The following is a 23,088-nucleotide window of genomic DNA, read 5'->3' as shown; positions in this document are numbered from 1 at the left end:
CCTTTATGTGTATCTTTTTCAGCTAACGGGTATACCATGAGTGTAAAGACTCCTTTTGAAAGGAATGAGGACATTGTTTCAAGCTGATCGGATGGTCGTTGCGTTTGATGGACATGAAGACAGTAAGAAAGCATTAAAAAAGGCAATCGCTTTAGCGAAAACCTTGCATGCCAAGCTGACCGTTGCCTATGCACATGATGGCAAATCAAGCAGACAGGTGTTTGATGCACCTCGCCCAATGACTGGCGGTGCTTATATCGGCGGCGGCATGGCAGACCTTCAAACGCCCCCTGTGTATGTACCTCACGATGAACAGCAAAGTCCCTTGATTTTTGAAGACCATACAGAAGAGGTCGTTGCAGAAGCAAGAATGCTTTTAAATGAGGAGCAGTTTGAGGCTGCCATTGAAATTGTTGAGGGAGAACCAGCAGAAGCGATTATCGAATATGCTGAAGACATTTCAGCAGACCTCATTGTCATGGGAGCCCGTGACCAAAGCAGATTGAAAAAGATGCTCTTTGGCAGTGTAAGTGAAAAATTATCATCAAAATCAGATATACCTGTGCTTATTGTCAAATAAAGAATTACAAAAGGCTGTAAACATTCGTTTACAGCCTCTTTTTATTATGAAGAAATCGATGCTTCACTTTCCTGTTTAATTTTTTGCTGAAAGCCTTCCTGTACACGCTTTGTCAACTCTCCTGGAACGCCTTCCCCTACTGGCTGGCCATCAATTTCAACAATCGGAATGACTTCAGCCGTCGTCGAGCTGATGAAAATTTCCTGCGCGCGCAGCAGCTCTTCCTTACTTATACGTGTTTCTTCAACACTGCATTCCTCTTCTTCACATACTTCAAGAAGCTTTCTACGGGTAATACCGTTTAGAATAAAATTGTTTGCGGGATGTGTGCGAATCACGCCATCAATGACGGCATATACATTCGAGGAGGTACCCTCTGTCACAAAACCATCCCTAATGAGAATGGCTTCAAACGCACCAGCTTCAGATGCTTTCTGTTTTTCCATGACGTTATATAAGAGATTTAAGCTTTTAATATCACATCTTAACCAGCGAAGGTCCTCAGATATTATGGCCTTTGCACCAGCTGTCTGCTCTTGAACAGGCCTTTTCACTTGGAACGTATATGCTGTGATTTGAGGAGTGAGAGAATCGCCATATTGATGTTTACGAGGTGCGATGCCCCGCGTGACTTGAATATACACACCACCATCTGTTAATTGGTTATGGGCGACGAGCTGTTTTAACTTTTCTTCCATATCTGATACTGCACCTTGAAGATGAATGCCGATTTCTTTTGCACTCTTGAACAGACGCTCTGTATGCTCTTTCAATGTAAACAAAGTCCCATTGTATACACGGATAACCTCATAGACACCGTCTCCAAATTGATAACCTCTGTCTTCAATATCCACATGAGCATCCTTTTTTTCAATGAAATCGTCATTATACAATACTTTCATACGGAATCTCCCCTTCGCTTCGCATTAATGGTTGAATCTGATGCTATCTTAGCGGATAAATGGGTATGTTTCAATGATTATTCAGAATTATTTCACATCATGATAAATGGTCAACTTTCTATTGTAACAAAGATAGACTCATAACCAAAAAGATTCCAATTTTTTAGCATCTTCTATATTCATAGGCTCTTTTTTCCTGTATACTTACTCCATATAAACACGACAAAAAACAGTGAAAAAAGACAAAATCTACTACATGATTCGACACAAATTTTTGATTTATTGGAGCGATTGTAATGCAACGGGTTACGAAAAAACAGACACCTTCAAACACGATGCTGCTCTCAAAGGCGATTGGTTTAGTGATTCTGTCACTGATCCTCTTTTTTATTTGGGATATATCTAAAACCAATATGCAGGCAGCAGACCAGCCGACTAAAATGTCTGCGAGCAGTCAATTCCGAGACACAAGCACAAGTCTGAAAGCAAAAGATGATTCTACGAAAACATTAGATGCACATTTTAAGATCAACCCAAACAAACACGTAACGGATCAAACGATCTTTTTAACCTTTGATGATGGTCCGTCAGCGACATCAAACCAGCTTTTAGATGTGCTCAAGGCGCATCAAGTAAAGGCTACATTCTTCATGCTTGGGCCGCAGATTAAGGAACATCCGGCCGCTGTGAAAAGACTTCATCAAGAAGGTCATCAGTTAGGGCTTCATGGGATCACACACGATGTGAAACGCTTTTATCAAAAAAGTGATTCTCCCGTCAATGAGATGAAAGAAGATCAGCGCATTTTGGCTTCTGTCACAGGAGAGTATACACACCTTGTGAGAACACCTTATGGCAGCGCCCCAAATTTAACCGATCAACAAAAAGCACGTTTAAAACAAAAAGGCTTTATCTACTGGGATTGGACAATTGACAGTCTTGACTGGAAATATAAAAGCTCAAAATATGTACCAGAAGTATTGAATCAGCTGCAAGTGCTAGAGACAAAACATCCAAAGGAACCAAAGATCATCTTAATGCACGACCAGCCAGCGACAGCAAAATACTTAAACAGTTTGCTCACACAGCTAAAAGCGAAGGGCTATACTTTTGAAGTACTTGATGAAACAATGACGCCGCTGCAGCAATAAAGAAAAACCCGCACCTATTGGATGCGGGTTTTTTGATGATTTATAAAGCTTTCACGAGATCACCAATTCGCTCATGAAAGACAAGATCAAACAGTGGATCGTATTCTGTTTCACTCAAATTCATCATCACCTTGAAGATGGAAGGATTTTGAGCGGCATCTTCTGGAATATATCTTGCTGGCGCTACTTCTAGGGAGGTTCCCATGACGAGCAGAAGGTCCGCTTGCTGAAGTGATTTCTCTACTTGATCAAAATGTTTAACCCTGTCTCCAAAAAGGACAACATCTGTTTTCAGCACTTGCCCACATGTCCGTCCGTCTGAGGAAACCTTTAGACATACAGGCACTTCTTCTTGTAATAAATAAGGCAGTTCATATGTCGCTTGGCATGATGGGCAAGTAGCTGTTTGAATAGAGCCGTGAAGTTCATATACATGCTGGCTTCCTGCTTTTTTATGCAGACCATCAATATTTTGGGTAAAAATCTCTACATGTTTTCCTTGTTTCTCAAGGCTGGCTAAAAAGGTATGCCCGCTATTCGGCTCGTACTTCCCGCTCATTTTCATCTGAAACAATTCCTTGAATTTCGGCCAGAATTGATGAGGGGTTGATAAAAAGTAGGACCGGCTCATCGCTTCCATGCGAGCGGTGTCTTCAGTCCATAAGCCGCCCGTTGATCTAAAATCGGGAATACCTGATTCCGTGCTCATGCCCGCACCTGAAAGTACCATTATATGTGAAGCCTGCGTTAATTTCTCTCTTAGCACTGCCACCTTTGTTTGATCCACTCATCCTTCCTCCTTTATTCACTCAGCTGTTTTTCACCTTTTTGTTTCATGTAAATGGTCTGTCCAGGGAAGGCAAATTCTACACCTTCTTCATGGAAGATATCCATGATCCGGTAGTTAATGTCCTGTTTGATATCTAGGTTTTCAGCCCAGGCCGTCGTGTTTGTGTAAAAGTTGAAAAATAAATTCAAATAACTGTCTGCCAGTACATCGAGATTCACCATGATTGTCTCCTTGTGCACCCCATCATGCTCATAAAGCATTTGTTTGAGTCGTTTGATACAATGGTCCAGATTTACCTTTGGTGTATTGTAGGATACACGTACGGAAAACGTTATTTGGCGTTTATTCATTCTCGTCCAGTTCGTGATTGGTTCCTTTGAAAGCGTAGAATTCGGAACTGTCACGACTGCTTCAGCAGGTGTTCTAAATTTTGTACTTCGAAATGTAATGTCCTCGACAGTCCCAAGAACACTTGGCGTCTCCACAAAGTCGCCCATTGTAAAAGGCTTCTCTGTAATGATGACGATTCCTCCAAAAAAGTTCGCCACCGTATCCTGTGCAGCAAGCGCAAAGGCTAGCCCCCCTAGACCAAGACCAGCCACAAGTCCATTTACATCATAATTAAATTCCTGTGCAATCACACTAATACTTAGTGCAATGATAATGAAACGAAATACCTTCGATAAAAACGGTGCTAAAATATCATCCATTTCTAATTCAAATTTCGAATTTACTTTTTGAAATAAGAAAGAAGAAGCTGCGGTTAAATTACAAAGCCCCCATGTCAGCATCAATATAATAGAGGATCTATATAATTTGACGATGACATCCATATGATGCTCAAAGTATGGTGCCTGTCTTAACGCAAAATATAACCCAAGTGCGACAAAAAACAGTCTGGCTGGCTTTTCGAATGCCACAACAATCTGGTTAATGACCTCCGTTTCAGACCGATTGGTCAGCCTAAAGAGAAGATGAAATAAGTACTTCGTAAATACTTTCCGAAGCAATAAAAAAAGCAATAAAATACAAAGGCTAATGCCGATTTGGATCGCAACATCTACTGTAAAATATGTATCCATCCATTTTTGTGTAAACATGTTTGTCTCTCTCCTTTAAAACAATCCTCTCTAGTTTATAATATAACCTTCGTTTATGTCCTCTCATAAATGTCTGACCTCTATCTAAAAAGCCTCGGGACCAGTCCCGAGGCATGATGTTCAATTATGAAATTTTGGCTAGAGACATATCGACGGGCAGCAAACTACTTTTTCTTCTGAGCCTGATCAAGGAGAGTCGCTTTAAACATTTCAGCATCCGTTTCGACCTTAATACGTTCTTCCACTCTAATTCTCCCTTTACCCAATCATCTCGCCTCCTTTTCATCATTATAAAACATCAGAATTTTCAGTCAACATGACGAAAGCACTAATATTTTGGCGAACGCTGACGATTTGGAAAAAATTGATGTACTTCAGATTTACTCAATCATGGCTTGGTATATTCCTGTAACTTTTCATATTTGAAACCTCATACTTTCTCGGCACATGCCGTTCATCCTTACATACTGCTCTTCTTCCCTCCATATAGTAAAGAAGGAAAAACGGGAAAGCATTTGATATGATAAGACCAGAACTTACGTCAGGGAGCTGGAGCATATGTATATTATCGCGCATAGAGGGTCATCAAGCGCTGCCCCAGAAAATACAATCGCTGCGTTTGATTTAGCTGTTCAGCAGGGTGCAGATTATATTGAATTAGATGTACAGCTCACAATGGACCAGCACGTCGTCGTGATCCATGATGATACAGTTGACCGAACGACGAACGGAAACGGCTTCGTCAAAAGCTATACACTTGATCAGCTGAAAAAACTGGACGCAGGAAGCTGGTTTGACCAACAGTACACGAATGAACGAATTCCAACATTACAAGAAATTCTTGAAAGATACAGCCAGCGGATTGGGATATTGATCGAGATCAAACATCCAAAACGACAGATAGGAATTGAAAAGGCAGTTGCCGACATCATCAATCGTTTTGCCTATTCTCGTCACATCATGATTCAATCTTTTGATGATCATGCACTGCAAAGAATCAAAGCATTCGCCCCTTCTCTTCGAACAGCTTTGATTATAAAGCCTAATGCATTTAAACTGACGAAAAGAAAGTTAACGGCATACAGCACGTTTGCAAATTGTCTTAATTTGAAGAAAACGATGATCAATAGATGGTGGATAGACCGCATCCACGCATTCGGGATGGATGTGTTTATATGGACTGTGAAAGATCAAAAAACAGCTGATCGGATCAAAAAATATCCCGTTGATGGTGTCGTGACGGATCACCCGCCATTTTTTCTAAAGGAGAAATGATGTAAATGAAAGCATATCTTGCCGTATTTATTGGCGGACTGATTGGGACACTTTGCAGATATGAACTAAGCCAATCTGTTGTCAGCCAAACATTCCCCTATGCAACGCTAATTGAAAACGTGACAGGCAGTCTGCTTCTTGGTTTTTCAACAGGATATTTTATGTTCCATAAGAGAAAAAAATATCTTGCCGCTTTGATCGGAACAGGATTTTGCGGAGGTTTTACGACAATGTCCACTTTTTCAAAAGAAACGATTCTTTTATTACAGACTGGGCAGTTCACTTCAAGTGTGATCTACACCCTGCTCTCAGTCATTGTCGGAGTAGCCGCTGCCTTATGTGGACTAATGTTAGCTCAGCGGCTCTTTCATCAAAATAAGCAGCAGAGAGGAGGCAGTTAAATGATCGTTTTATATACAGCTATTGCCGGCGGGATTGGCAGCGCCCTTCGTTTTTTCATTAGCCAAACGATACAGAAATCTAAGTCTCATGCTCGTTTCCCGTACAGTATTATTCTCATCAACTTATTAGGTGCTGCCGGTTTAGGTATACTGACAGGTGCCATGACTGCCAATCATCCGCTGCTTGTGATCATTGGAACAGGTTTTTTCGGTGGCTTTACAACATTCTCTACATTTAGTGTAGAGTCTGCAACCATGCTAGAGCAGCGGCAAATCGGAAAACTTGCTGTCTACTTATTGATGACAATCATCGGGTCTTTCTGTCTCTTTTCTGCGTTCTATCAAATAGGACAACACCTTTTTTAAATATTGGTAATAGCGGCTAAGCTGATGAGCAGTTGATCCATAAGCTGGCGCTTCATTAAAAAGAGGGTTTTTTCACTGTAGCCGATTTCCATCGCACACTTGGCCATACGCCAATCACGAAAGTATTTGTAATCGATGAGCTGCTTCTCTATCTCATCCAACTCTTTTAGTGCTGTTTCAATACACGCAACGATAAGTTCATACTGATTTTTTTGCTCTTCTAACTTCTTCCGTGTCGTGTGATCCAAATGATGCGTACTTCTTTTTTCAAGCTGTCTTTCGATATTTAAAATCGCCGCCTGGTAATTTTTGAAGTTCTTCAAATGAAACTCAATTCGTTTCATTGAGTTTTTTTTCTCCGTGATACTTGCTGTTTCATACCAAAGCATGTTCATCCCCCTTATATCGAACGTTTGTTCTCATTATAACCCGAACAAGCATTCGTAAAAAGAGACTAAATACCCAAAAAAACCTTGAGCTTATTTTTCGCTCAAGGTCATTTCGTTTACTAACAGCGGCTCTTTTATATCACGCCCTATGCGTGCATTTCCTTTTTCTGATGAGGTGACGCCTTTCTTCAGGTCGATCTTTTTCACATAGCGTCCATCCATCTCCAAGACCTTCATCCGAATATCATCAAGATAAATGGATTGTCCTTCTCGGATATCAATATTCTCATTTAAGATTAACCCGCCTATTGTATCAATTTCTTCATCATGATATGACATTCCGATCAAATCTTGAATTTCATCTAATCTGACTTTGCCATCTAAAACATAATGATGATCGGCTCTTTTTTGAATAACCGGCTGCTCATCTTCATCGAACTCATCTCGAATATCGCCAACAATCTCTTCTAATATATCTTCTGTTGTGACAAGTCCAGACGTTCCGCCATATTCGTCGGTTAAAATCGCCATATGCATTCGATCGCGCTGCATTTTGACGAGAAGCTCCTGAATAGGAATCGTGTCAATGACCTCAATCACTGGATATATATAATCTTGAATCTTCAATTGATCCTTTTCTACTTGATACACAAGATCTGCAAAGAGCTGCTTTTTGTTCAGCATGCCGATGACATGGTCTTTATCGCCTGAAAACACAGGAAAGCGTGTATACTTCTCCTGCGTCATGATGGAGAGGATCTCATCTAGCGGTATATCTTCTGGAATGGCACAAATTTCTCTCCGCGGGACCATGATCTCTCTGGCAATTCGATTATCAAAGTCGAAAATTTTGTTCATATAATTATATTCTGATGGGTTGATTTCCCCATTTTTTAAGCTCTCAGATAATAAAATCTTTAATTCTTCCTCAGAATGGGAATGTTCTTTTTCAGACCCCATATCGATGCCCATCATTTTGGTTAGAACCCGAGCTGACCCGTTTAACACATAAATGAAAGGGAACATTAGGATATAAAATGCATGCAGCGGGCCTGACAGCCAGAGCGTCATTTTTTCCGCCTTTTGAATCGCCAGTGTTTTTGGTGCAAGCTCACCGACGACTACATGCAAAAAGGTAATAATAGAGAACGCAAGTGTTGCTGAGATCAGGCTGATTGCTGAATCAGGAATGTTTGTCAAACCGAAACCTCGAACCAAAAGTTCTTTTACAGCTGGCTTACCAATCCACCCTAAACCAAGGGATGTCACTGTAATACCGAGCTGACAGGCTGACAAATATTCATCCAGCCTTGATGTCACCTTTTTCGCCACGATGGCCTTTTTGGACCCTTCGGCAACAAGCTGATCAATTCTTGAGCTTCTCACCTTTACTATGGCAAATTCAGATGCAACAAAGAAAGCTGTTAAAGCAATCAAAACACCGACTATACTCAGATTAACAATATCGTCCATTTAACCTTGCTCTTTCTCAGAAGAACAAGGAGTCACCTCCTGATTGATGATGTTATGTTTTGCAAAACGGTTAACTGATTAAATAAGACTATATTGAGGGCCCCACTTAACCACCTCCGGTTCACGTATAAATCCGCTTCTCTACATATATATGAAACGGTCTTCATTTTATCTTACCATAAATAATCTGAAAATTCCTGTATCACTATGTGAAATTTGACAGGACCATTTAGACTGAGAAATCCCTCTCTCCTCTTCATATCGGCAAGAAATATGAACAATTAACTTGTATTTAAGACTAGAATTATATTAAACTATTTTCATAAACTATAACGTGACGGTTAGGAGGAGATGTTCAGATGGGGCTGAGAAAAAGTATCGTATTGGTGAACTAGCACAGATTGCACAGGTGACGAAACGTACTGTAGATTATTATACAAATCTAGGGTTGCTTGCGCCTGTTAGATCTTGCTCAAATTATCGTTATTACGATGAACATGCTTTAAAACGATTACAATTAATCGTTCTTTGCAAACAGCAGAGATTGGCTCTTTCTGACATCAAATCCAGATTAGATGAACAATTCCCTTCTCAAAAGGAAGATCCTGATGAACTTGTCCATTTAACCTCTGATATCGATCGGATGAACGAATATATGAACCGCATTTTAGTACGTTGTAAGCAGCTTCAACCAGAACAACGTGAAAAATTAAAAGAACAGCTTACACCTGAAAAGATGACGGCTGTCCAATCATTTTTACTGCTGTTAAGTTAAAATTTTTACTAAACAGGAGGTGTTACCTTCGTTCTCAAAGTCAGAACGAAGGCCTTAATTGGACATAGTTAATTTACTTATAGTTGCTTTGCTTATAGCTTTAACCGCATTTTTCGTTGCATCAGAGTTTGCGATCATTCGCTTAAGAAGCTCAAGAATTGATCAGTTAATCGCAGAAGGTAATAAAACAGCAGTTGCTGTCAAGCATGTCACGACTCACCTTGATGAGTATCTGTCAGCCTGTCAGCTCGGTATTACCATTACCGCCCTTGGTATTGGTTGGTTAGGGGAAGAAACAATTGCGCACATGCTTGCTCCACTATTTGTAGAGCTGTCCATTCCTCAATCAGCTAGTTCTATTGTCACTTTTATTATTGCGTTTAGTATTATGACGTTTTTACACGTTGTGGTTGGAGAACTTGCACCAAAAACACTCGCCATTCAAAAGGCAGAGCAAGTATCTCTTCTTTTTGCTAGACCGCTCATGATTTTTTACAAAGTGATGTTCCCGTTTATCTGGGTATTAAATGGATCTGCTCGTTTGTTAACAAAAGCGTTCGGTCTTCAGCAAGTTTCTGAGCATGACATGGCGCACTCTGAAGAAGAATTGCGGATTATTTTATCAGAGAGCTATAAAAGCGGCGAAATTAACCAGTCTGAATTCAAATATGTAAATAAAATTTTTGAATTTGATGACCGTCTGGCGAAAGAAATTATGATTCCTCGTACCGAAGTTGTCAGCTTCCCTCATGATATTACCATTGAAGAAATGCTGAAGGTGACTAAGGTAGAGAAATATACACGTTATCCAATTGAAGATGGCGATAAAGATAATATGATTGGTGTTCTGAACATTAAAGAGGTTCTCACTGCCTGCATTAGCGGTGAGTGTTCTACAAGTGATACAATCGAAAAGTTTGTCAATCCAATTATTCATGTAATTGAAACCGTTCCTGTACATGATCTATTGCTCAAAATGCAGCGCGAACGTGTACACATGGCGATTTTATCAGATGAATACGGCGGTACAGCTGGTCTTGTGACTGTAGAAGACATCCTTGAAGAAATCGTCGGTGAAATTCGTGATGAATTCGATATGGATGAAATCAACGAAGTGCGTAAACTTGGAGAAGACCATTACATCTTTGATGGAAAGGTCCTAGTTGATCAAGTCAACCTGCTCTTAGGTACGCAGCTTGATAACGAAGAAGTCGATACGATCGGCGGCTGGTTCCTTACTCAGAAATATGAAGTTGAGAAAAATGACACCATTCGTGAACAAGGCTATGAATTTATCATTAATGAAGTCGATGGACACCATGTGGTATATATCGAAGTCAAAAAGTTAAATGAACAATTAGCAGAAGCCGCTGAAGAAGGCGCTTCTTAAGAAAAAAAACGACCCTTGCCAAAGCAAGCGGTCGTTTTTCTTATCCTTTTTCCATTAATTGAGCTTCAAGTTCTTTAATTCTCGTGTTTAATACTTCAGTCATGGCACCTAATCGTTCTTTTGGCGGCAGATGCTCAAATTCTGACTGCTCAATCGGTTCACCAATAATTAAGCGCATTTTCCCCTTTTTGAAAAGACTTTTCGCATTGGACGGCCCTTTGTACGCTGCTGGAACGATTGGCGCTTTACCGAGCTGCGCAATGGTAACCGCACCTCTTTTTAAAGGTACATCCTCTGTTGTACGTGTTCCGCTTGGAAAAATCCCAACGATCTTTCCCTCTTTTAATAATTTAATGGGCGTTTTAATACTGCTTGGCCCAGGATTCTCTCGATCAACTGGAAAGGCATGAATCTTCTTTAAAAATCCACCGATCCATTTGTTTGCAAACAATTCTTTTTTCGCCATGTAGTGGATCTCAAACGGAAGAATCCCTGCGCCTAATGCAAGAACATCCACAAAACCCTCATGTGTACATGCAATGACAAATCCCCGATCCGTTGGCAGATTCTCTTTTTGATATACTTTGATTCCGCCTCGGAGAGTAAATAATACTTTAATGGTATAGCCTGAAAATTTATACATAGTGCACTTCCTTTGTTTGAAAAATGAAGGATTTGTTTCTATTATAACAAATTTTTTATTACCTGGTACTAATTTTTTTGAAACAATCAAACCATCACATCATTTTTCGTTCAGAATCATCGTTCTTTCTGTATTCAGGTCTATGGTTTTAGGAGAGAATAGAAGAAGAATTGTGTCCAATTTTGTCGTTTTTTAAGGTTTTTTCCTGATTTGTTCTATTGAAAATGCTTTATAAATGGCGCAAATTTCGCTATGATAAGGAGAAATGATTTTGATTCGGCGAAAGAGATGAGTATTGTACGGTATTGAGAAGTTTCGTGCAACTTTATGCCTTTCTTATGCGTTTATAACATAGAGGGGAGAAAAATCAGTGACGATCGATGAAATTTATCAAATGTATATGAACGATGTTTACAGGTTTCTGCTCTCCATGACAAAAGACAAACATTTGGCAGAAGACTTATTGCAGGAAACCTTTATGCGTGCTTATATACATATTCATTCCTACGACCATAGCAAAGTGAAACCTTGGTTATTTCAGGTGGCACGAAATGCTTTTATTGATTATGTCAGGAAACATAAAAAAGAAGTGACCATATCGGATGATCTTATTGGCGGCCTTTTACAAACGTCTGTACAAAGCCCTGCTGAACAGGTTGAAATAAAAGAAGTCCTCAACATGTATTTGGAACAGCTTCCAGATAACTACAAGGAAGCGTTGACATTGTATTATTTAAAAGAACTGAATTACAAGGAAGCATCCAAGGTCATGAATATTACTGAAGCAAATTTTAAAAGTGTTTTATTTCGTGCAAGGCAGCGCCTAAAAGCACTATATAACAGAGGTGTTAATGATGAATGAAGAGTTTAACAAGCGATGGGAACAATATAATAATGGTGAGATGAACGAGGAAGAAATGATGGCGTTTGAAGAAGAGCTTGAAGAAAACGAAAAACGCTTAAGTCAGGAACTGAACGACTCGGATTGGACCGATTTTTCCATCAGTCCTGAAAAGCAAAAAGCCATCTTGCAATACGGAAAAAGAAAGTCTTATTTACGTATTTCTGTACTTGCTGTCATCTCTACACTTATTATTTTACCGCTTTGTACATTAGGAAGTTATCTATATTACGGCGTTGGCGGAGCAGAGAGCAAAGGGAATCATTTCATGGAAACAGCCGCTGTAACAGTCGCTTTGACGAAACCAAACGTGGCAATTGAAATGAAAGATTTAAAAGGCCAAGTCAAGCTTTTTGGAATGAACACAGAACTGAAGCTGCAAAAACAAATTGGCAATAAAACAGAAGCCATTGGCAGTGAGCAAATCGAGATGTTCTTCGATAAATTAAAGCAGCCTACGATCTCATATTATGGTGACAGCGCACGCGAGACAGAGGATTTCTTTACCCATCCTTCTACTCAGGCAGATGCATCAAAAAAACAAACACTCACTACTTTAGACAAGCTTCCTGAAGGAACAGTCAGTGAAGTGTATGTCTCCTATGACAAAGCGTATATACCAAAGGACGTTTATTCCTTTGCTAAAAAATATGATATGAAAGTGCTCTGGAATGCGATTAAAACAGAGGATTCATTAAGCGGGAATCAGCGGCCAATTGGCTTTCCTGGGAGAGACTCTGAATTCTTAAAAGAGCTTCAGCACACATCAAAAACAGAGGTAGATCAATTTAAAGATGCCCTTGCTTATGTCAATCAGCACCCAACCTGGGCAAAAACGATCTCTGGCAGACCTGAATTGGATCTGTCAAACCGAATACGCTATATCAACCAAAATGGTGTCACGATTTATGGCTCTGTAATCACAGGTCCTTCGAAAGAAATCGAGAAATTTGTGAAGACAAAACGCATTAAAACGGCAAAAGTGAGCGAGGTGGAATTATGGAATTGGTAAGAATTTTTAAAGAGCATAATGTATTTGGCTGGATTTCTGTCGGTACAGCGATATTATCCCTGCTCATGCTGAACCTCGCCATTATCAGTAATGTGACATTTTATTCTTTTCAGATGCTCCCTTTTGCAATGGCCGCAGTTCCATTTGGCATAATTGAACTGTTCATTAAAAAAGGCCGTACGGGCCCTGGGTTCCTCGGTGTCGTACTGAATATCTTTGTCATTTTATGTGTCTATGCCATCGTATCGATCGATGTCGATCTTCAATTAGGCTTTTAAGCCGCTCTCAAAATGAAAAGCCCGTGTTACTTGACTAATGCCAAGTAACACGGGCTTTTTCTATCGATTTATTTTCTTCATTCTACAGCGCAAATAAAAAAGACTGCTTCATAAGCAGTCTTTTAAAATAAATTAGTTCACAAATGTTTTCGCTCCAAGGTAAATCGGCTTCCAGTAGCTTGAATTCATATCACTGATCGTCACACCATCGGAAGCAGCATGAATAAACTTGTTGTTCCCAATGTAGACACCCATGTGAGATGGACCCGATTTATATGTTGTAAAGAACACAAAATCGCCAACCTTTGGAGAAGATACGCTTTTCATTGATCCCCAGAAACCTTCAGTTGTTTGTCTTGAAATCTTTTTTTGCTTGTTAATGATATACCACATAAATCCACTGCAATCAAAGCCCTTTGGTGTCGTTCCACCCCATCTATATGGTGTGCCATTGTACGCTTTAGCATCCGCAACAAGCTTAGACGCGTTTAAAGAAGAAACAGAAACTGTTTTTTCTTTAACAGGTGTTGTCTTTACTTTTTTAGACGTCTTTTTGACCTTTAGCTTTTGACCAATTTTGATCAGGTTTGTTTTGAGTTTATTTAACGATTTCAGCTCTTTTACAGTCATGCCGTACTTTTTGCCGATTTTCGATAATGTATCACCTTTCACAACTTTATGAGTGGCTGTCGCTGACGCCGCTTTTACTTTTGTTGTTGTTTTTGATGTTTTCGTTGTTTTTTTTGCGGCAGTACCATTTACTTTTAACGTTTGTCCAACATATATCGTGTTAGATTTCAGCTTATTGTCTGATTTAATCTTGCTCACGCTTGTCTTATATTTTTTCGCTAGAACAGAAAGAGAGTCACCTTTTTGAACTTTTACTGATTGTGCTGAGGCAGCTCCGGCAAATAATGTCGTCCCAAGTAGAACTGCACTTGCAGCTGTGATCAATTGTTTTTTCATTTGTTCCTCCTGTATGTATCTATCGTGATCCGAATTTTTATCTACTTACTATTATAAGGATCAAATACCAGAAGAAATAGTCTTGACTTCCTACGACATTATGCTTATTAATTCGGCAAAATTTATTTTTTTTTAGGGTTCTTTATATTTCATTTTCATTACACAATCATGACAAAATAAATGCATCTTGTCATGGATAAATGATACATTCATTTCTCTTTTTGGCTCATTCTATGTAAAGTGGACCTTTACAATTTTAAAGGGATTTTTACGATCCTGTAAATGGGAATCCACAATTCTGCTCTACCATTGTAAACGTAAGAGCGATACATAAACAATGAGGAGGCAAAATGAATGAGTGTGTTGAAAAGCTCGAAAACGAAAATCGCTGCAGTGGCGGCAGCATCTGTGCTATCGATTGGCATTTTTTCAGGAATTGAATTTGGACAAGCGGACAAAGCAGAGGCTAAAAAGAAGCCCAAAAATGACGTGCAAAATGTGATCGTGCTGATCGGGGATGGCATGGGAACACCGTATCTTTCAACGTACCGTTCATTTAAGCACAACGGAGACCTTTCAAAACAAACAGCGTTTGACCCTTACCTCACTGGCATGCACAAAACATACCCTAATGATTCGAAAAGCAATATCACTGATTCTGCCGCAGCTGGTACAGCTATGGCAACTGGTAAAAAGACTTACAACAATGCAATAAGTGTAAATAAAAAGGGCAAAAAATTAAAAACAGTTCTAGAAGAAGCAAAACGGAAGGGAAAATCTACGGGACTTGTCGTGACCTCTGAATTAACAAATGCCACTCCTGCTGCGTATGCGGCTCACGATGTATCGAGAAAAAACACAGCATCCATCGCTGATGATTTCTTCGATGAAAAAATCGGTAAACAGCATACAGTCGATGTCATGCTTGGCGGAGGTCTCGTCGATTTTGTCCGAAAGGATCGTGATTTAACGAAGGAATTTAAGCAAGCTGGCTATGATTATGTCACCAATAAAGAGGCCTTACAAAAAAACAAAAATCAAAAGGTGTTAGGCATTTTTGCAGATGGCGGTCTTGATAAAGCGATTGATCGTGATAAAAAGACCCCTTCCCTGCAAGACATGACGTCCTCAGCCATTAAACAGCTGTCTAAAAACAAAAATGGTTTTTTCCTTATGGTTGAAGGCAGCCAAATTGACTGGGCAGGCCATGATCATGATATTGTGAGTGCCATGAGTGAAATGAAGGATTTTGAAAAAGCATTTGAAGAAGCGATTCGTTTTGCAAAAAAGGATAAAAATACGTTAGTCATCACCACTGCCGATCATTCAACTGGCGGACTCTCCTTTGGGGCAGACGGCTCGGGCAGCTGGGATTATAAACCGGTAAAAGCAGCGAAAAAGACCCCTGATTTTATCGCAAACAAAATCGTCAGTGGCATGACTGTTGAATCAGCGCTTAAACAATATATCGATCTTGATTTCACAAAAGAAGAAATGGCCTCCATTCAAAAGGCTGCTGAAACAAAGGATGCTGTTAAAATTGATGATGCGATTGAAGAAGTGATCAACGTGAGATCTCATACAGGCTGGACCACATCAGGTCATACGGGTGATGAAGTGCCATTCTTTGCGTATGGCCCAACAAGCCAAAAGCTAAAAGGTCTGATGGAAAACACCGATCAAGCAAAACACATTTTCAAACTGCTGAAAAACCAATAAAATCGGCAAAAAAAGATGTCTGCTCAGAGACATCTTTTTTTGATTTTTTTATGCGAGATATTTTCTATGAACTCCTTTTCCATCATACGAAAACATGACTTCTTTTCCTTCAAGAATGGATTCGATATGCACACTTCTTCCCCATAGCTGATGCAAATAAGGGAGTACTTTTTCTAAGTATTTCAAATCTAGTTCAATGCCCTCATACCAATGTTTAATATAGAGTTCATTGTTTTTTAAATAGTCGCCATCCATCACGGTCAAATAAGGAAAACCGCCATTGACCCTCATGCTGACTAGCTGATCACGAACAGCCTTCCATTCTTTATCGATGACTTTATAATCTCTCCCTTGTTTTTGAAACAAGTACAAATCTTCTCTCATCACAAGGTCTTTTGTTAAGTAATTTCGAATGAAGGAAATATCTGATTCAATCTCCCTGACTTCAAACATTTTGCTGCGGCCTGATCCTTCTGTCACCCCTGCCTTTTTTAATTCTTCACATGGGTTGTCATAGCGCTCTTCGATATCTTCAAAAATCTTCAAACCTAAATAGTAAGGATTGATGCCCGTTTTTGACGGCTGCACCACGCCAGCATTTAATTTGGCAAACTCAATCGATTCACTTGAATCCAAATCAAGCTCTCGCATAATCCGCTGATGCCAATACGATGCCCAGCCTTCATTCATAATCTTTGTTTCTAGCTGCGGCCAAAAATAGAGCATTTCCTCCCTCAGCATCGTGAGGACGTCACGCTGCCACGGCTCTAGCTCCCGGGAGTGCGCCTCAATAAAGAGTAAAATATCTTTTTCCGGCTTTGGCGGAAATGGCTTGGCGATTTTCTTTTTCTCACGTATTTTCGGCTCATCCATTCCCCACAAATCATCATACGGCGTCTGACGCTTTGGTTTGTCATCTTCATATTCTTCTTCATCGCCGATATTCCAGCTTAGTTTTGAACGTACAAGAGACGGATCAATATGCTCCTGAAGGGCCAATACGGCGTCTAAAAAGGATTCAACTTCTTTTGTTCCATGAAGGTGCTCATATTCCTTGATCCGCTCTGCCGCTGCTGACATACTTTCTACCATGTCTCGTTTTGTGTTTTGAAAACGACAATTATTTTTGAAGAAGTCACAGTGAGCCAGTACATGAGCCACAATTAATTTATTTTGAACAAGCGTGTTGTTATCAAGTAGAAAGGCGTAGCAAGGATTTGAATTGATGACCAGCTCATAAATTTTGCTTAATCCTAAATCATAATGAAGCTTCATTTTATGAAATTGTTTCCCGAAGCTCCAGTGACTGAATCGTGTTGGCATTCCGTATGCACCGAACGTATAAATAATTTCCGCGGGACAGATTTCATACCTCATCGGATAAAAATCTAGACCAAATCCTTCTGCAATTTCTGTAATTTCATCAATGGCTCTTTGTAAAAGACGTTTTTCTGATACGCTCAAGGAAACCATCCCTCCTCATCGGACTTATCCCTACTATATGAGCGCATCTAAAAAAACATGATGTTCCGCCATTCGTTTAGACGACTTCCATTTCTTTTGTGGACTGCCCCCCGAATGACTCGAAATGTATATTCTGTTCTGGAATTCCCAGCTCTTTTAGTATATAAATCATCTCTTGTGTAAACACCGGGGAACCACAAAGATAAAATTGCCCCTTCCCTTCTCCAACCACTGATTGAAGGAATGGACGGTCAATGCGGGAAGCTGCCTTTTCAACAAGCTCACCTTTACCAGACTGCGCAAATTGTTCATTACATAAGAGGATGCGACCATGCGGAGCTGAAGCTAGAACACTTTCAAATTCATGTTCAAAAGCGGTGACATCCTCTAATCGATCTGCATGAATCATTGTAAATGGCTGGCTGTTTTGCGCTGCTGTTTTCAATAAACCGATCATTGGTGTGATGCCAGAACCCGCACTAATGAAATAAACAGGCTCTTTTGTGTCTTCTTGCAAGCAGAACATTCCCTGCGGCATACTCACTTGAAGAACGTCTCCTTCTTCCATTTCATCATGCAAAAATGTAGACACATGACCATCGCGCTTCACTGTGATGCGGTAATAAGATGGATGATGCTGATCTGATAAGCTGTATTGTCTGCTGCACATATAAGCCTCACCCGGCATATCTGCCTGAACCGTAATGTATTGGCCGGCTTCAAACATTGGCAGCTCTGACTCATCTTCTGGTACTAAATAAAAAGAGATCAGTGCTGGAGATTCCTGCACTTTTTTCTTAATCACAAACGGTTTCACATCTGACCATCCGCCTGTTTTTTTTACATTCTTCTCCATCATTTCTGCTTCAATCGTAATAAAGATATTCGCAATGATGTCATATGCTGCCTTCCAAGCTAAAAGTGTGTCATCTTTTTCAGTTAAACCAAACACTTCTTTCATCGCTTCAATTAGGTGATATCCGACGATTGGATATTGCTCTTCTTTGACCATCACACTGACATGCTTATGGGCAATCTGTTTGACCGCAGGAAGTAATTCTTCTAATCGATCGATATGCAGTGCAGCTTGGTATAGTGTTGCAGCAAGCGCCTCTGGCTGACTTCCGTTCATAAGGTTTGTTTTATTAAATTGATTGAGTAGCTCTGGATGCTGACGAATCATATTTTGATAAAAAACAGTCACAAGTTTGGTTCCCTCGGCTTTTAATAAAGGGGCTGATTGTTTAATGGCATTCATTTGATCTTTAGATAACATCGTTATTCCTTCTTTCAAAAGATGTATTTTAAATACATCTTTATCGTAATGGATGACAGCTTATAAAAGCAATATTTATAATACATGTTTTAAATGTTGTCACATTTAACACTTTCTCGAACAGTTTTTGTCTAAAGTGTGTTACGATGATACAAAACTCTATCAGGTTTAGAGGTCGTCAAAATGAAACTAACGAATTATACAGATTTCTCATTAAGAGTACTCATTTATTTAGCATCAAGAGAGAACAATGAACTGTCAAATATTCAGCAGATCGCCGATGTTTATGGCATCTCTAAAAATCATCTGACAAAGGTGATTTACCATCTTGGAAAACGCGGGTATGTAGAAACAATACGTGGGCGAAATGGCGGGATTAGGCTTGGGAAAAGCCCAGAAAGCATTAACATTGGAGAGGTTGTCCGTTATACAGAGGATGATTTAGTCATGGTTGAATGCTTTGATCCAAGCAAAAACAACTGTATCATCTCCCCGATTTGTTCATTAAAGCATGTACTTCATGAAGCACTTACTGCTTACTTGCGCGTACTTGACCAATACACATTAAAAGATTTAACTCAAAACAAAGATGCTCTTAGAGAGCTCCTCCTTTAGGCGAAAGAATTCTATTCTTTCGTCTTTTTCTTTACCTCCTTGTAATAATAATTAATTTAAAATTATTATAAATAGATATTGACTATCATGTTTGATTCAATATAATTAGGGTATATAGATTGCTAGAAACCATTTTTTTGTTTACAGGAGGAGAAAAAGAATGACAAATTCAAATCATAAAAATTTGACAACGAACCAAGGCGTACCTGTTGGCGATAACCAAAACTCAAGAACAGCTGGTCACCGCGGACCTACATTTCTTGATGATTACCATTTGATTGAAAAACTTGCACACTTCGATCGTGAACGTATTCCAGAGCGTGTCGTTCATGCAAGAGGCGCCGGCGCTTATGGTGTGTTTGAAGTTGAAAATAGCATGGAGAAACATACAAAAGCTGCTTTCTTAAGTGAAGAAGGAAAACAGACAGATGTTTTTGTTCGCTTCTCAACCGTTATTCATCCTAAAGGTTCACCTGAAACATTGCGTGATCCGCGCGGCTTTGCTGTCAAATTTTACACAGAAGAAGGCAACTATGATCTAGTTGGTAACAACTTGCCGATCTTCTTTATACGTGATGCATTGAAATTCCCTGATATGGTTCACTCTCTCAAGCCAGATCCTGTAACCAATATTCAAGATCCTGACCGTTATTGGGATTTTATGACCTTAACACCTGAATCCACTCATATGCTCACATGGCTCTTCTCTGATGAAGGAATTCCTGCGAGCTATGCTGAAATGCGCGGTTCTGGTGTGCATACATTTAGATGGGTCAACAAATATGGAGAAACAAAATATGTGAAATATCACTGGAGACCTTCAGAAGGTATTCGCAATTTATCAATGGAAGAAGCAGCAGAAATCCAAGCAAATGATTTCCAGCATGCGACAAGAGACTTATATGACCGCATTGAAAATGGCAACTACCCGGCATGGGACTTATATGTGCAGTTGATGCCGCTGAGCGATTATGATGATCTTGATTATGATCCTTGTGATCCTACAAAGACATGGAGCGAAGAAGATTACCCGCTTCAAAAAGTAGGACGCATGACACTGAACCGCAATCCTGAGAACTTCTTTGCTGAAACAGAGCAATCTGCTTTCACACCAAGTGCACTTGTTCCAGGAATTGAAGCATCTGAAGATAAACTGCTTCAAGGCCGTCTGTTCTCATATCCAGATACGCAGCGTCATCGTCTTGGTGCCAACTATATGCGTATTCCGGTGAACTGTCCTTATGCACCTGTACACAATAATCAGCAGGATGGCTTTATGACAACGACTCGTCCAAGCGGTCATATTAACTATGAACCAAACCGTTACGATGATCAGCCAAAAGAAAACCCTCACTACAAAGAAAGCGAACAAGTTCTTCACGGTGATCGAATGGTGAGACAAAAAATTGAAAAACCAAACGACTTCAAACAAGCTGGGGAAAAATATCGAAGCTACTCAGAAGAAGAGAAACAAGCATTGATCAAAAACCTAACAGCTGACCTGAAAGACGTAAATGACAAAACAAAATTACTTGCGATCTGCAACTTCTATCGTGCAGATGAAGATTATGGACAACGATTAGCCGATTCACTTGGCGTAGATATCCGCTCATACCTGCAAGGAAGCATGAAATAATGGCTTAAGAATGTTGACAAAGGGCTAAAATGATCTTGATTTTAGCCCCTTTGTCTTCTTTTCAGCGGAATAGAAAACCTTTGCAGCCCTAGGAAGGACGAGTATTGGCACGCATTTATGATGTGAGCACCAGCACACAGGACAATGCAATGGTTTGTCTCCACGCTGGAGCACCTCTTTAATAGAGGTGCTTTTTTTATAGCCGGAATACGTTAATACTAATCAAATGACCGTTGACCGGGTGAAAATAGATTTCTGCATGCGCAGCAAAAAGCGTTGAGCCTTCCTTCACGGTGACGCGAAAGACATCTTTTGTCTGATCTTCATTTACTTGTGTACGCCCGATATATTGATAATCGTTTAAAGCGGCGCCTTCATATTCCTCTTGCAGCGCTGTATACGCAAGTCTTTCCCAATTTTCAACAGGCTGCATCGCTGCATTTGTTGCAGGATGGATCATGAAACTGCCAAACAAAACCATTCCCGCTACAAACGGCACCCACCATTTCGGCTGCATGATATCATTGATCTCACTTTCATGTATATTTTGTTTATGTTTTGCTGATCGATCCATTTTCATACATGAAGCATTTATTCAGCCTATAATTCCCGGTACACGATTGATGCGGACACCAACTTTTCCCCTGAAAATGTCGATATGTTCCGAGCAAACTAATGAGGACTTCTCAAGGGAAAGGAGAAGGTTTAATGAATGTGGCGGATTATGATAAAGCACTTTATTATACGCATCGCTCGCAGTGGGATAATTTACTTATTCTTATGGTACGTACGCAAGATGACTTGCTCTCGAAACGTATTGAGCATTTCTTACACGCGTATCAATTTAACCGAAACGATGCCGATGTTGAAAAATGTTTATATGGGCTCCTGCAGTACATTGACCATGCTTCAGAGGCTGCTGCTTCTGAAGTTTATTCACAACCGATGTACACATAAAGAAAAAGGCTGATGATCAGCCTTTTTACATACATTTAGCAGTGCGCAGTAATTGGAAGCATAAAATGGTCTTTGACCCAATCTTGTTTTGTATAAACAAACAGCGCATCCTCATCATTTGGCGCCTTCACCGTATGTAAGCCGTCAATTGACGTATCAGGTGTAAAATAGAACATCACTTTTTTCGTCGTTTCATTCATAATATGTGCAACAACTTCCTCTATATTTTGTGGCTCAAGAGAAATGATATCAAAGACATGTATGGTTTCATTTTCTTCATTCATCAGGACAATCGTATCCAATGCTTCAATATAGAAAATGGCATCCGGCCAAACCAATGTAAAGTAGAACATTAATAAGCTGCCATGATCCTCAGCATCTAATTTCATTGAACCCGTTTGACGTTTTTCTGCGAACTGTTCAAGTAATGGCAGGTCATGTTCCAATGTTAGCTGCTTGAAGCGCATGTCCTTATTTATTTGAATGACGCTTTTGCCGATATCGAGACTAAATTCACTTTCGTGGTAACGGGTAAAGCCGAATTTCGGATAAAAGTCCAGTACAGTTTCATTGGCAAAAAGAAAAATCAAATCACAGTCATGTTCGTACGTATCCATAATATGCTGCATTAACTTTGTCGCTAATCCCTTGTTGCGGTAGGCTTGATCCGTCATCACCGTGCCAATTTGAACAGCTCGATACGTTTCGCCATCAATGATTAGTGACATGAGATAAACGGAAGCGTTTGAGATCACTTTCCCGTGATGAACAAAGGAATAAGGAATATATTTTTCATCCCAATATCCTCTTTTGTACCAGTCACTAAAATCCAAATCAAAAGCTTTGATCGCTAATTGATTAAAGCTTTCTTTCAATTCGTTATCATGGCGATAATCACTCACTAATTCATATGTGTCCATGCTCATTTCCTCCTTTTATCATTTCACCTCTAGTCAGCCGGTTTATCACCACCTTCAAAATAAAAAAAGACTTGATGAGCATATACTCATCAAGTCTTTTAACGTTTAT

At 39.8% G+C, this 23,088-nt stretch carries 26 protein-coding genes; 14 read left to right on the top strand and 12 right to left on the bottom strand.

Annotated features, from left to right (window positions below):
* Positions 1 to 73 precede the first annotated feature (73 nt).
* Positions 74 to 580 carry a universal stress protein gene (locus MHI16_RS05130; RefSeq protein WP_058014416.1) on the top strand — a complete coding sequence of 169 codons (507 nt, stop codon included), beginning with the start codon at positions 74 to 76 and terminating at the stop codon, positions 578 to 580.
* Positions 581 to 624: 44 nt separating this feature from the next.
* On the opposite strand, the gene dat is transcribed toward MHI16_RS05130, so the two are convergent.
* The gene (gene dat / locus MHI16_RS05125) at positions 625 to 1,482 is read right to left on the bottom strand and encodes a D-amino-acid transaminase (RefSeq protein ID WP_144462479.1); all 858 of its coding nucleotides are present in this window, start codon (positions 1,480 to 1,482) and stop codon (positions 625 to 627) included.
* A 296-nt stretch (positions 1,483 to 1,778) separates the two neighbouring features.
* Here dat and MHI16_RS05120 point away from each other — a divergent pair, with 296 nt between their 5' ends.
* Positions 1,779 to 2,633, top strand: a complete 855-nt coding sequence (locus MHI16_RS05120; protein WP_144462481.1) for a polysaccharide deacetylase family protein — start codon at positions 1,779 to 1,781, stop codon at positions 2,631 to 2,633.
* Positions 2,634 to 2,673: 40 nt separating this feature from the next.
* Here the strand turns inward: MHI16_RS05120 and MHI16_RS05115 are convergent, their stop codons facing one another.
* The 3 genes from MHI16_RS05115 to MHI16_RS05105 all read right to left on the bottom strand — a co-directional run bounded on the left by MHI16_RS05115 (position 2,674) and on the right by MHI16_RS05105 (position 4,789).
* Positions 2,674 to 3,420 carry an NAD-dependent protein deacylase gene (locus tag MHI16_RS05115; RefSeq protein WP_144462483.1) on the bottom strand — a complete coding sequence of 249 codons (747 nt, stop codon included), beginning with the start codon at positions 3,418 to 3,420 and terminating at the stop codon, positions 2,674 to 2,676.
* A gap of 14 nt (positions 3,421 to 3,434) precedes the next feature.
* Complete coding sequence (locus tag MHI16_RS05110) at positions 3,435 to 4,523, bottom strand: mechanosensitive ion channel family protein (RefSeq protein WP_268466925.1); 1,089 nt, start codon at positions 4,521 to 4,523, stop codon at positions 3,435 to 3,437.
* A 164-nt stretch (positions 4,524 to 4,687) separates the two neighbouring features.
* Complete coding sequence (locus tag MHI16_RS05105; protein ID WP_008359843.1) at positions 4,688 to 4,789, bottom strand: YhdX family protein; 102 nt, start codon at positions 4,787 to 4,789, stop codon at positions 4,688 to 4,690.
* A 292-nt stretch (positions 4,790 to 5,081) separates the two neighbouring features.
* On the opposite strand from MHI16_RS05105, the gene MHI16_RS05100 reads away from it, so the two are divergent.
* The 3 genes from MHI16_RS05100 to crcB (MHI16_RS05090) are packed head-to-tail and all read left to right on the top strand — an operon-like array spanning position 5,082 to position 6,565.
* Complete coding sequence (locus MHI16_RS05100; protein WP_144462486.1) at positions 5,082 to 5,798, top strand: glycerophosphodiester phosphodiesterase family protein; 717 nt, start codon at positions 5,082 to 5,084, stop codon at positions 5,796 to 5,798.
* Between the two features lie 5 nt (positions 5,799 to 5,803).
* On the top strand, positions 5,804 to 6,199 hold the full coding sequence (crcB, locus tag MHI16_RS05095; RefSeq protein ID WP_058014422.1) for a fluoride efflux transporter CrcB: 396 nt from the start codon (positions 5,804 to 5,806) through the stop codon (positions 6,197 to 6,199).
* On the top strand, positions 6,200 to 6,565 hold the full coding sequence (crcB, locus tag MHI16_RS05090; protein ID WP_144462487.1) for a fluoride efflux transporter CrcB: 366 nt from the start codon (positions 6,200 to 6,202) through the stop codon (positions 6,563 to 6,565). It begins immediately after the preceding gene.
* Here the strand turns inward: crcB (MHI16_RS05090) and MHI16_RS05085 are convergent.
* Positions 6,562 to 6,954: a hypothetical protein gene (locus MHI16_RS05085; protein WP_058014424.1), complete on the bottom strand. Its 393-nt coding sequence runs from the start codon at positions 6,952 to 6,954 to the stop codon at positions 6,562 to 6,564. The genes crcB (MHI16_RS05090) and MHI16_RS05085 overlap by 4 nt on opposite strands.
* A gap of 90 nt (positions 6,955 to 7,044) precedes the next feature.
* Positions 7,045 to 8,427, bottom strand: a complete 1,383-nt coding sequence (locus MHI16_RS05080) for a hemolysin family protein (protein WP_144462488.1) — start codon at positions 8,425 to 8,427, stop codon at positions 7,045 to 7,047.
* Between the two features lie 334 nt (positions 8,428 to 8,761).
* Between MHI16_RS05080 and MHI16_RS05075 the strand changes: the two genes are divergently transcribed.
* Both MHI16_RS05075 and MHI16_RS05070 read left to right on the top strand, forming a co-directional pair.
* Positions 8,762 to 9,202: a MerR family transcriptional regulator gene (locus MHI16_RS05075; RefSeq protein ID WP_144462489.1), complete on the top strand. Its 441-nt coding sequence runs from the start codon at positions 8,762 to 8,764 to the stop codon at positions 9,200 to 9,202.
* A gap of 58 nt (positions 9,203 to 9,260) precedes the next feature.
* On the top strand, positions 9,261 to 10,592 hold the full coding sequence (locus MHI16_RS05070; protein ID WP_034620023.1) for a hemolysin family protein: 1,332 nt from the start codon (positions 9,261 to 9,263) through the stop codon (positions 10,590 to 10,592).
* A 40-nt stretch (positions 10,593 to 10,632) separates the two neighbouring features.
* Here MHI16_RS05070 and MHI16_RS05065 read toward each other — a convergent pair whose 3' ends face one another.
* Positions 10,633 to 11,235: a 1-acyl-sn-glycerol-3-phosphate acyltransferase gene (locus tag MHI16_RS05065; protein WP_058014426.1), complete on the bottom strand. Its 603-nt coding sequence runs from the start codon at positions 11,233 to 11,235 to the stop codon at positions 10,633 to 10,635.
* A gap of 370 nt (positions 11,236 to 11,605) precedes the next feature.
* Here MHI16_RS05065 and MHI16_RS05060 point away from each other — a divergent pair, with 370 nt between their 5' ends.
* Genes MHI16_RS05060 through MHI16_RS05050 form a run of 3 tightly spaced genes read left to right on the top strand, consistent with a single transcriptional unit; the run spans position 11,606 to position 13,426 of the window.
* The gene (locus MHI16_RS05060; RefSeq protein WP_003211938.1) at positions 11,606 to 12,097 is read left to right on the top strand and encodes a sigma-70 family RNA polymerase sigma factor; all 492 of its coding nucleotides are present in this window, start codon (positions 11,606 to 11,608) and stop codon (positions 12,095 to 12,097) included.
* Entirely contained in the window at positions 12,090 to 13,148 is a 1,059-nt protein-coding gene (locus tag MHI16_RS05055; RefSeq protein ID WP_058014427.1) for an anti-sigma factor, read from the top strand. The genes MHI16_RS05060 and MHI16_RS05055 overlap by 8 nt, the downstream gene beginning before the upstream one ends.
* Complete coding sequence (locus MHI16_RS05050) at positions 13,136 to 13,426, top strand: hypothetical protein (RefSeq protein WP_003212420.1); 291 nt, start codon at positions 13,136 to 13,138, stop codon at positions 13,424 to 13,426. The genes MHI16_RS05055 and MHI16_RS05050 overlap by 13 nt, the downstream gene beginning before the upstream one ends.
* A 132-nt stretch (positions 13,427 to 13,558) precedes the next feature.
* Here the strand turns inward: MHI16_RS05050 and MHI16_RS05045 are convergent, their stop codons facing one another.
* Positions 13,559 to 14,392 (bottom strand): C40 family peptidase, encoded by an 834-nt coding sequence (locus MHI16_RS05045; protein WP_058014428.1) that lies wholly within the window; start codon positions 14,390 to 14,392, stop codon positions 13,559 to 13,561.
* 354 nt (positions 14,393 to 14,746) lie between these two features.
* On the opposite strand from MHI16_RS05045, the gene MHI16_RS05040 reads away from it, so the two are divergent.
* Positions 14,747 to 16,111 carry an alkaline phosphatase gene (locus MHI16_RS05040; RefSeq protein ID WP_058014429.1) on the top strand — a complete coding sequence of 455 codons (1,365 nt, stop codon included), beginning with the start codon at positions 14,747 to 14,749 and terminating at the stop codon, positions 16,109 to 16,111.
* 48 nt (positions 16,112 to 16,159) lie between these two features.
* Here MHI16_RS05040 and MHI16_RS05035 read toward each other — a convergent pair whose 3' ends face one another.
* Positions 16,160 to 17,575, bottom strand: coding sequence for a SpoVR family protein (locus tag MHI16_RS05035; protein WP_058014430.1), 1,416 nt, complete (start codon positions 17,573 to 17,575; stop codon positions 16,160 to 16,162).
* 76 nt (positions 17,576 to 17,651) lie between these two features.
* Positions 17,652 to 18,851: a globin domain-containing protein gene (locus MHI16_RS05030; RefSeq protein WP_058014431.1), complete on the bottom strand. Its 1,200-nt coding sequence runs from the start codon at positions 18,849 to 18,851 to the stop codon at positions 17,652 to 17,654.
* A gap of 183 nt (positions 18,852 to 19,034) precedes the next feature.
* Between MHI16_RS05030 and MHI16_RS05025 the strand changes: the two genes are divergently transcribed.
* Complete coding sequence (locus tag MHI16_RS05025) at positions 19,035 to 19,466, top strand: Rrf2 family transcriptional regulator (protein ID WP_058014432.1); 432 nt, start codon at positions 19,035 to 19,037, stop codon at positions 19,464 to 19,466.
* Positions 19,467 to 19,626: 160 nt separating this feature from the next.
* Complete coding sequence (locus MHI16_RS05020) at positions 19,627 to 21,102, top strand: catalase (protein WP_058014433.1); 1,476 nt, start codon at positions 19,627 to 19,629, stop codon at positions 21,100 to 21,102.
* Between the two features lie 196 nt (positions 21,103 to 21,298).
* On the opposite strand, the gene MHI16_RS05015 is transcribed toward MHI16_RS05020, so the two are convergent.
* On the bottom strand, positions 21,299 to 21,682 hold the full coding sequence (locus MHI16_RS05015) for a YqzG/YhdC family protein (RefSeq protein WP_058014434.1): 384 nt from the start codon (positions 21,680 to 21,682) through the stop codon (positions 21,299 to 21,301).
* Positions 21,683 to 21,810: 128 nt separating this feature from the next.
* Between MHI16_RS05015 and MHI16_RS05010 the strand changes: the two genes are divergently transcribed.
* Entirely contained in the window at positions 21,811 to 22,059 is a 249-nt protein-coding gene (locus MHI16_RS05010; protein WP_024426598.1) for a YhdB family protein, read from the top strand.
* Positions 22,060 to 22,094: 35 nt separating this feature from the next.
* On the opposite strand, the gene MHI16_RS05005 is transcribed toward MHI16_RS05010, so the two are convergent.
* Positions 22,095 to 22,979 carry a GNAT family N-acetyltransferase gene (locus MHI16_RS05005; protein WP_058014435.1) on the bottom strand — a complete coding sequence of 295 codons (885 nt, stop codon included), beginning with the start codon at positions 22,977 to 22,979 and terminating at the stop codon, positions 22,095 to 22,097.
* Positions 22,980 to 23,088: the final 109 nt, after the last annotated feature.

The organism is Bacillus sp. FSL K6-0923 (genome assembly GCF_038630825.1).
Classification (GTDB): Bacteria; Bacillota; Bacilli; order Bacillales; family Bacillaceae; genus Bacillus; species Bacillus pumilus.
This window is presented reverse-complemented; position numbering and strand designations above follow the sequence as displayed.

What these genes read in the sequence shown, in the direction of transcription:
- MHI16_RS05015 (WP_058014434.1), bottom strand. Translation starts at nt 21,682, where the DNA reads ATGAAAATGGATCGATCAGCAAAACATAAACAAAATATACATGAAAGT.
- MHI16_RS05065 (WP_058014426.1), bottom strand. Translation starts at nt 11,235, where the DNA reads ATGTATAAATTTTCAGGCTATACCATTAAAGTATTATTTACTCTCCGA.
- crcB (WP_144462487.1), top strand. Translation starts at nt 6,200, where the DNA reads ATGATCGTTTTATATACAGCTATTGCCGGCGGGATTGGCAGCGCCCTT.
- crcB (WP_058014422.1), top strand. Translation starts at nt 5,804, where the DNA reads ATGAAAGCATATCTTGCCGTATTTATTGGCGGACTGATTGGGACACTT.
- MHI16_RS05005 (WP_058014435.1), bottom strand. Translation starts at nt 22,979, where the DNA reads ATGGACACATATGAATTAGTGAGTGATTATCGCCATGATAACGAATTG.
- MHI16_RS05120 (WP_144462481.1), top strand. Translation starts at nt 1,779, where the DNA reads ATGCAACGGGTTACGAAAAAACAGACACCTTCAAACACGATGCTGCTC.
- MHI16_RS05085 (WP_058014424.1), bottom strand. Translation starts at nt 6,954, where the DNA reads ATGCTTTGGTATGAAACAGCAAGTATCACGGAGAAAAAAAACTCAATG.
- MHI16_RS05080 (WP_144462488.1), bottom strand. Translation starts at nt 8,427, where the DNA reads ATGGACGATATTGTTAATCTGAGTATAGTCGGTGTTTTGATTGCTTTA.
- MHI16_RS05055 (WP_058014427.1), top strand. Translation starts at nt 12,090, where the DNA reads ATGAATGAAGAGTTTAACAAGCGATGGGAACAATATAATAATGGTGAG.
- MHI16_RS05050 (WP_003212420.1), top strand. Translation starts at nt 13,136, where the DNA reads ATGGAATTGGTAAGAATTTTTAAAGAGCATAATGTATTTGGCTGGATT.
- MHI16_RS05040 (WP_058014429.1), top strand. Translation starts at nt 14,747, where the DNA reads ATGAGTGTGTTGAAAAGCTCGAAAACGAAAATCGCTGCAGTGGCGGCA.
- MHI16_RS05030 (WP_058014431.1), bottom strand. Translation starts at nt 18,851, where the DNA reads ATGTTATCTAAAGATCAAATGAATGCCATTAAACAATCAGCCCCTTTA.
- MHI16_RS05045 (WP_058014428.1), bottom strand. Translation starts at nt 14,392, where the DNA reads ATGAAAAAACAATTGATCACAGCTGCAAGTGCAGTTCTACTTGGGACG.
- MHI16_RS05100 (WP_144462486.1), top strand. Translation starts at nt 5,082, where the DNA reads ATGTATATTATCGCGCATAGAGGGTCATCAAGCGCTGCCCCAGAAAAT.
- MHI16_RS05020 (WP_058014433.1), top strand. Translation starts at nt 19,627, where the DNA reads ATGACAAATTCAAATCATAAAAATTTGACAACGAACCAAGGCGTACCT.
- MHI16_RS05010 (WP_024426598.1), top strand. Translation starts at nt 21,811, where the DNA reads ATGAATGTGGCGGATTATGATAAAGCACTTTATTATACGCATCGCTCG.
- dat (WP_144462479.1), bottom strand. Translation starts at nt 1,482, where the DNA reads ATGAAAGTATTGTATAATGACGATTTCATTGAAAAAAAGGATGCTCAT.
- MHI16_RS05025 (WP_058014432.1), top strand. Translation starts at nt 19,035, where the DNA reads ATGAAACTAACGAATTATACAGATTTCTCATTAAGAGTACTCATTTAT.
- MHI16_RS05110 (WP_268466925.1), bottom strand. Translation starts at nt 4,523, where the DNA reads ATGTTTACACAAAAATGGATGGATACATATTTTACAGTAGATGTTGCG.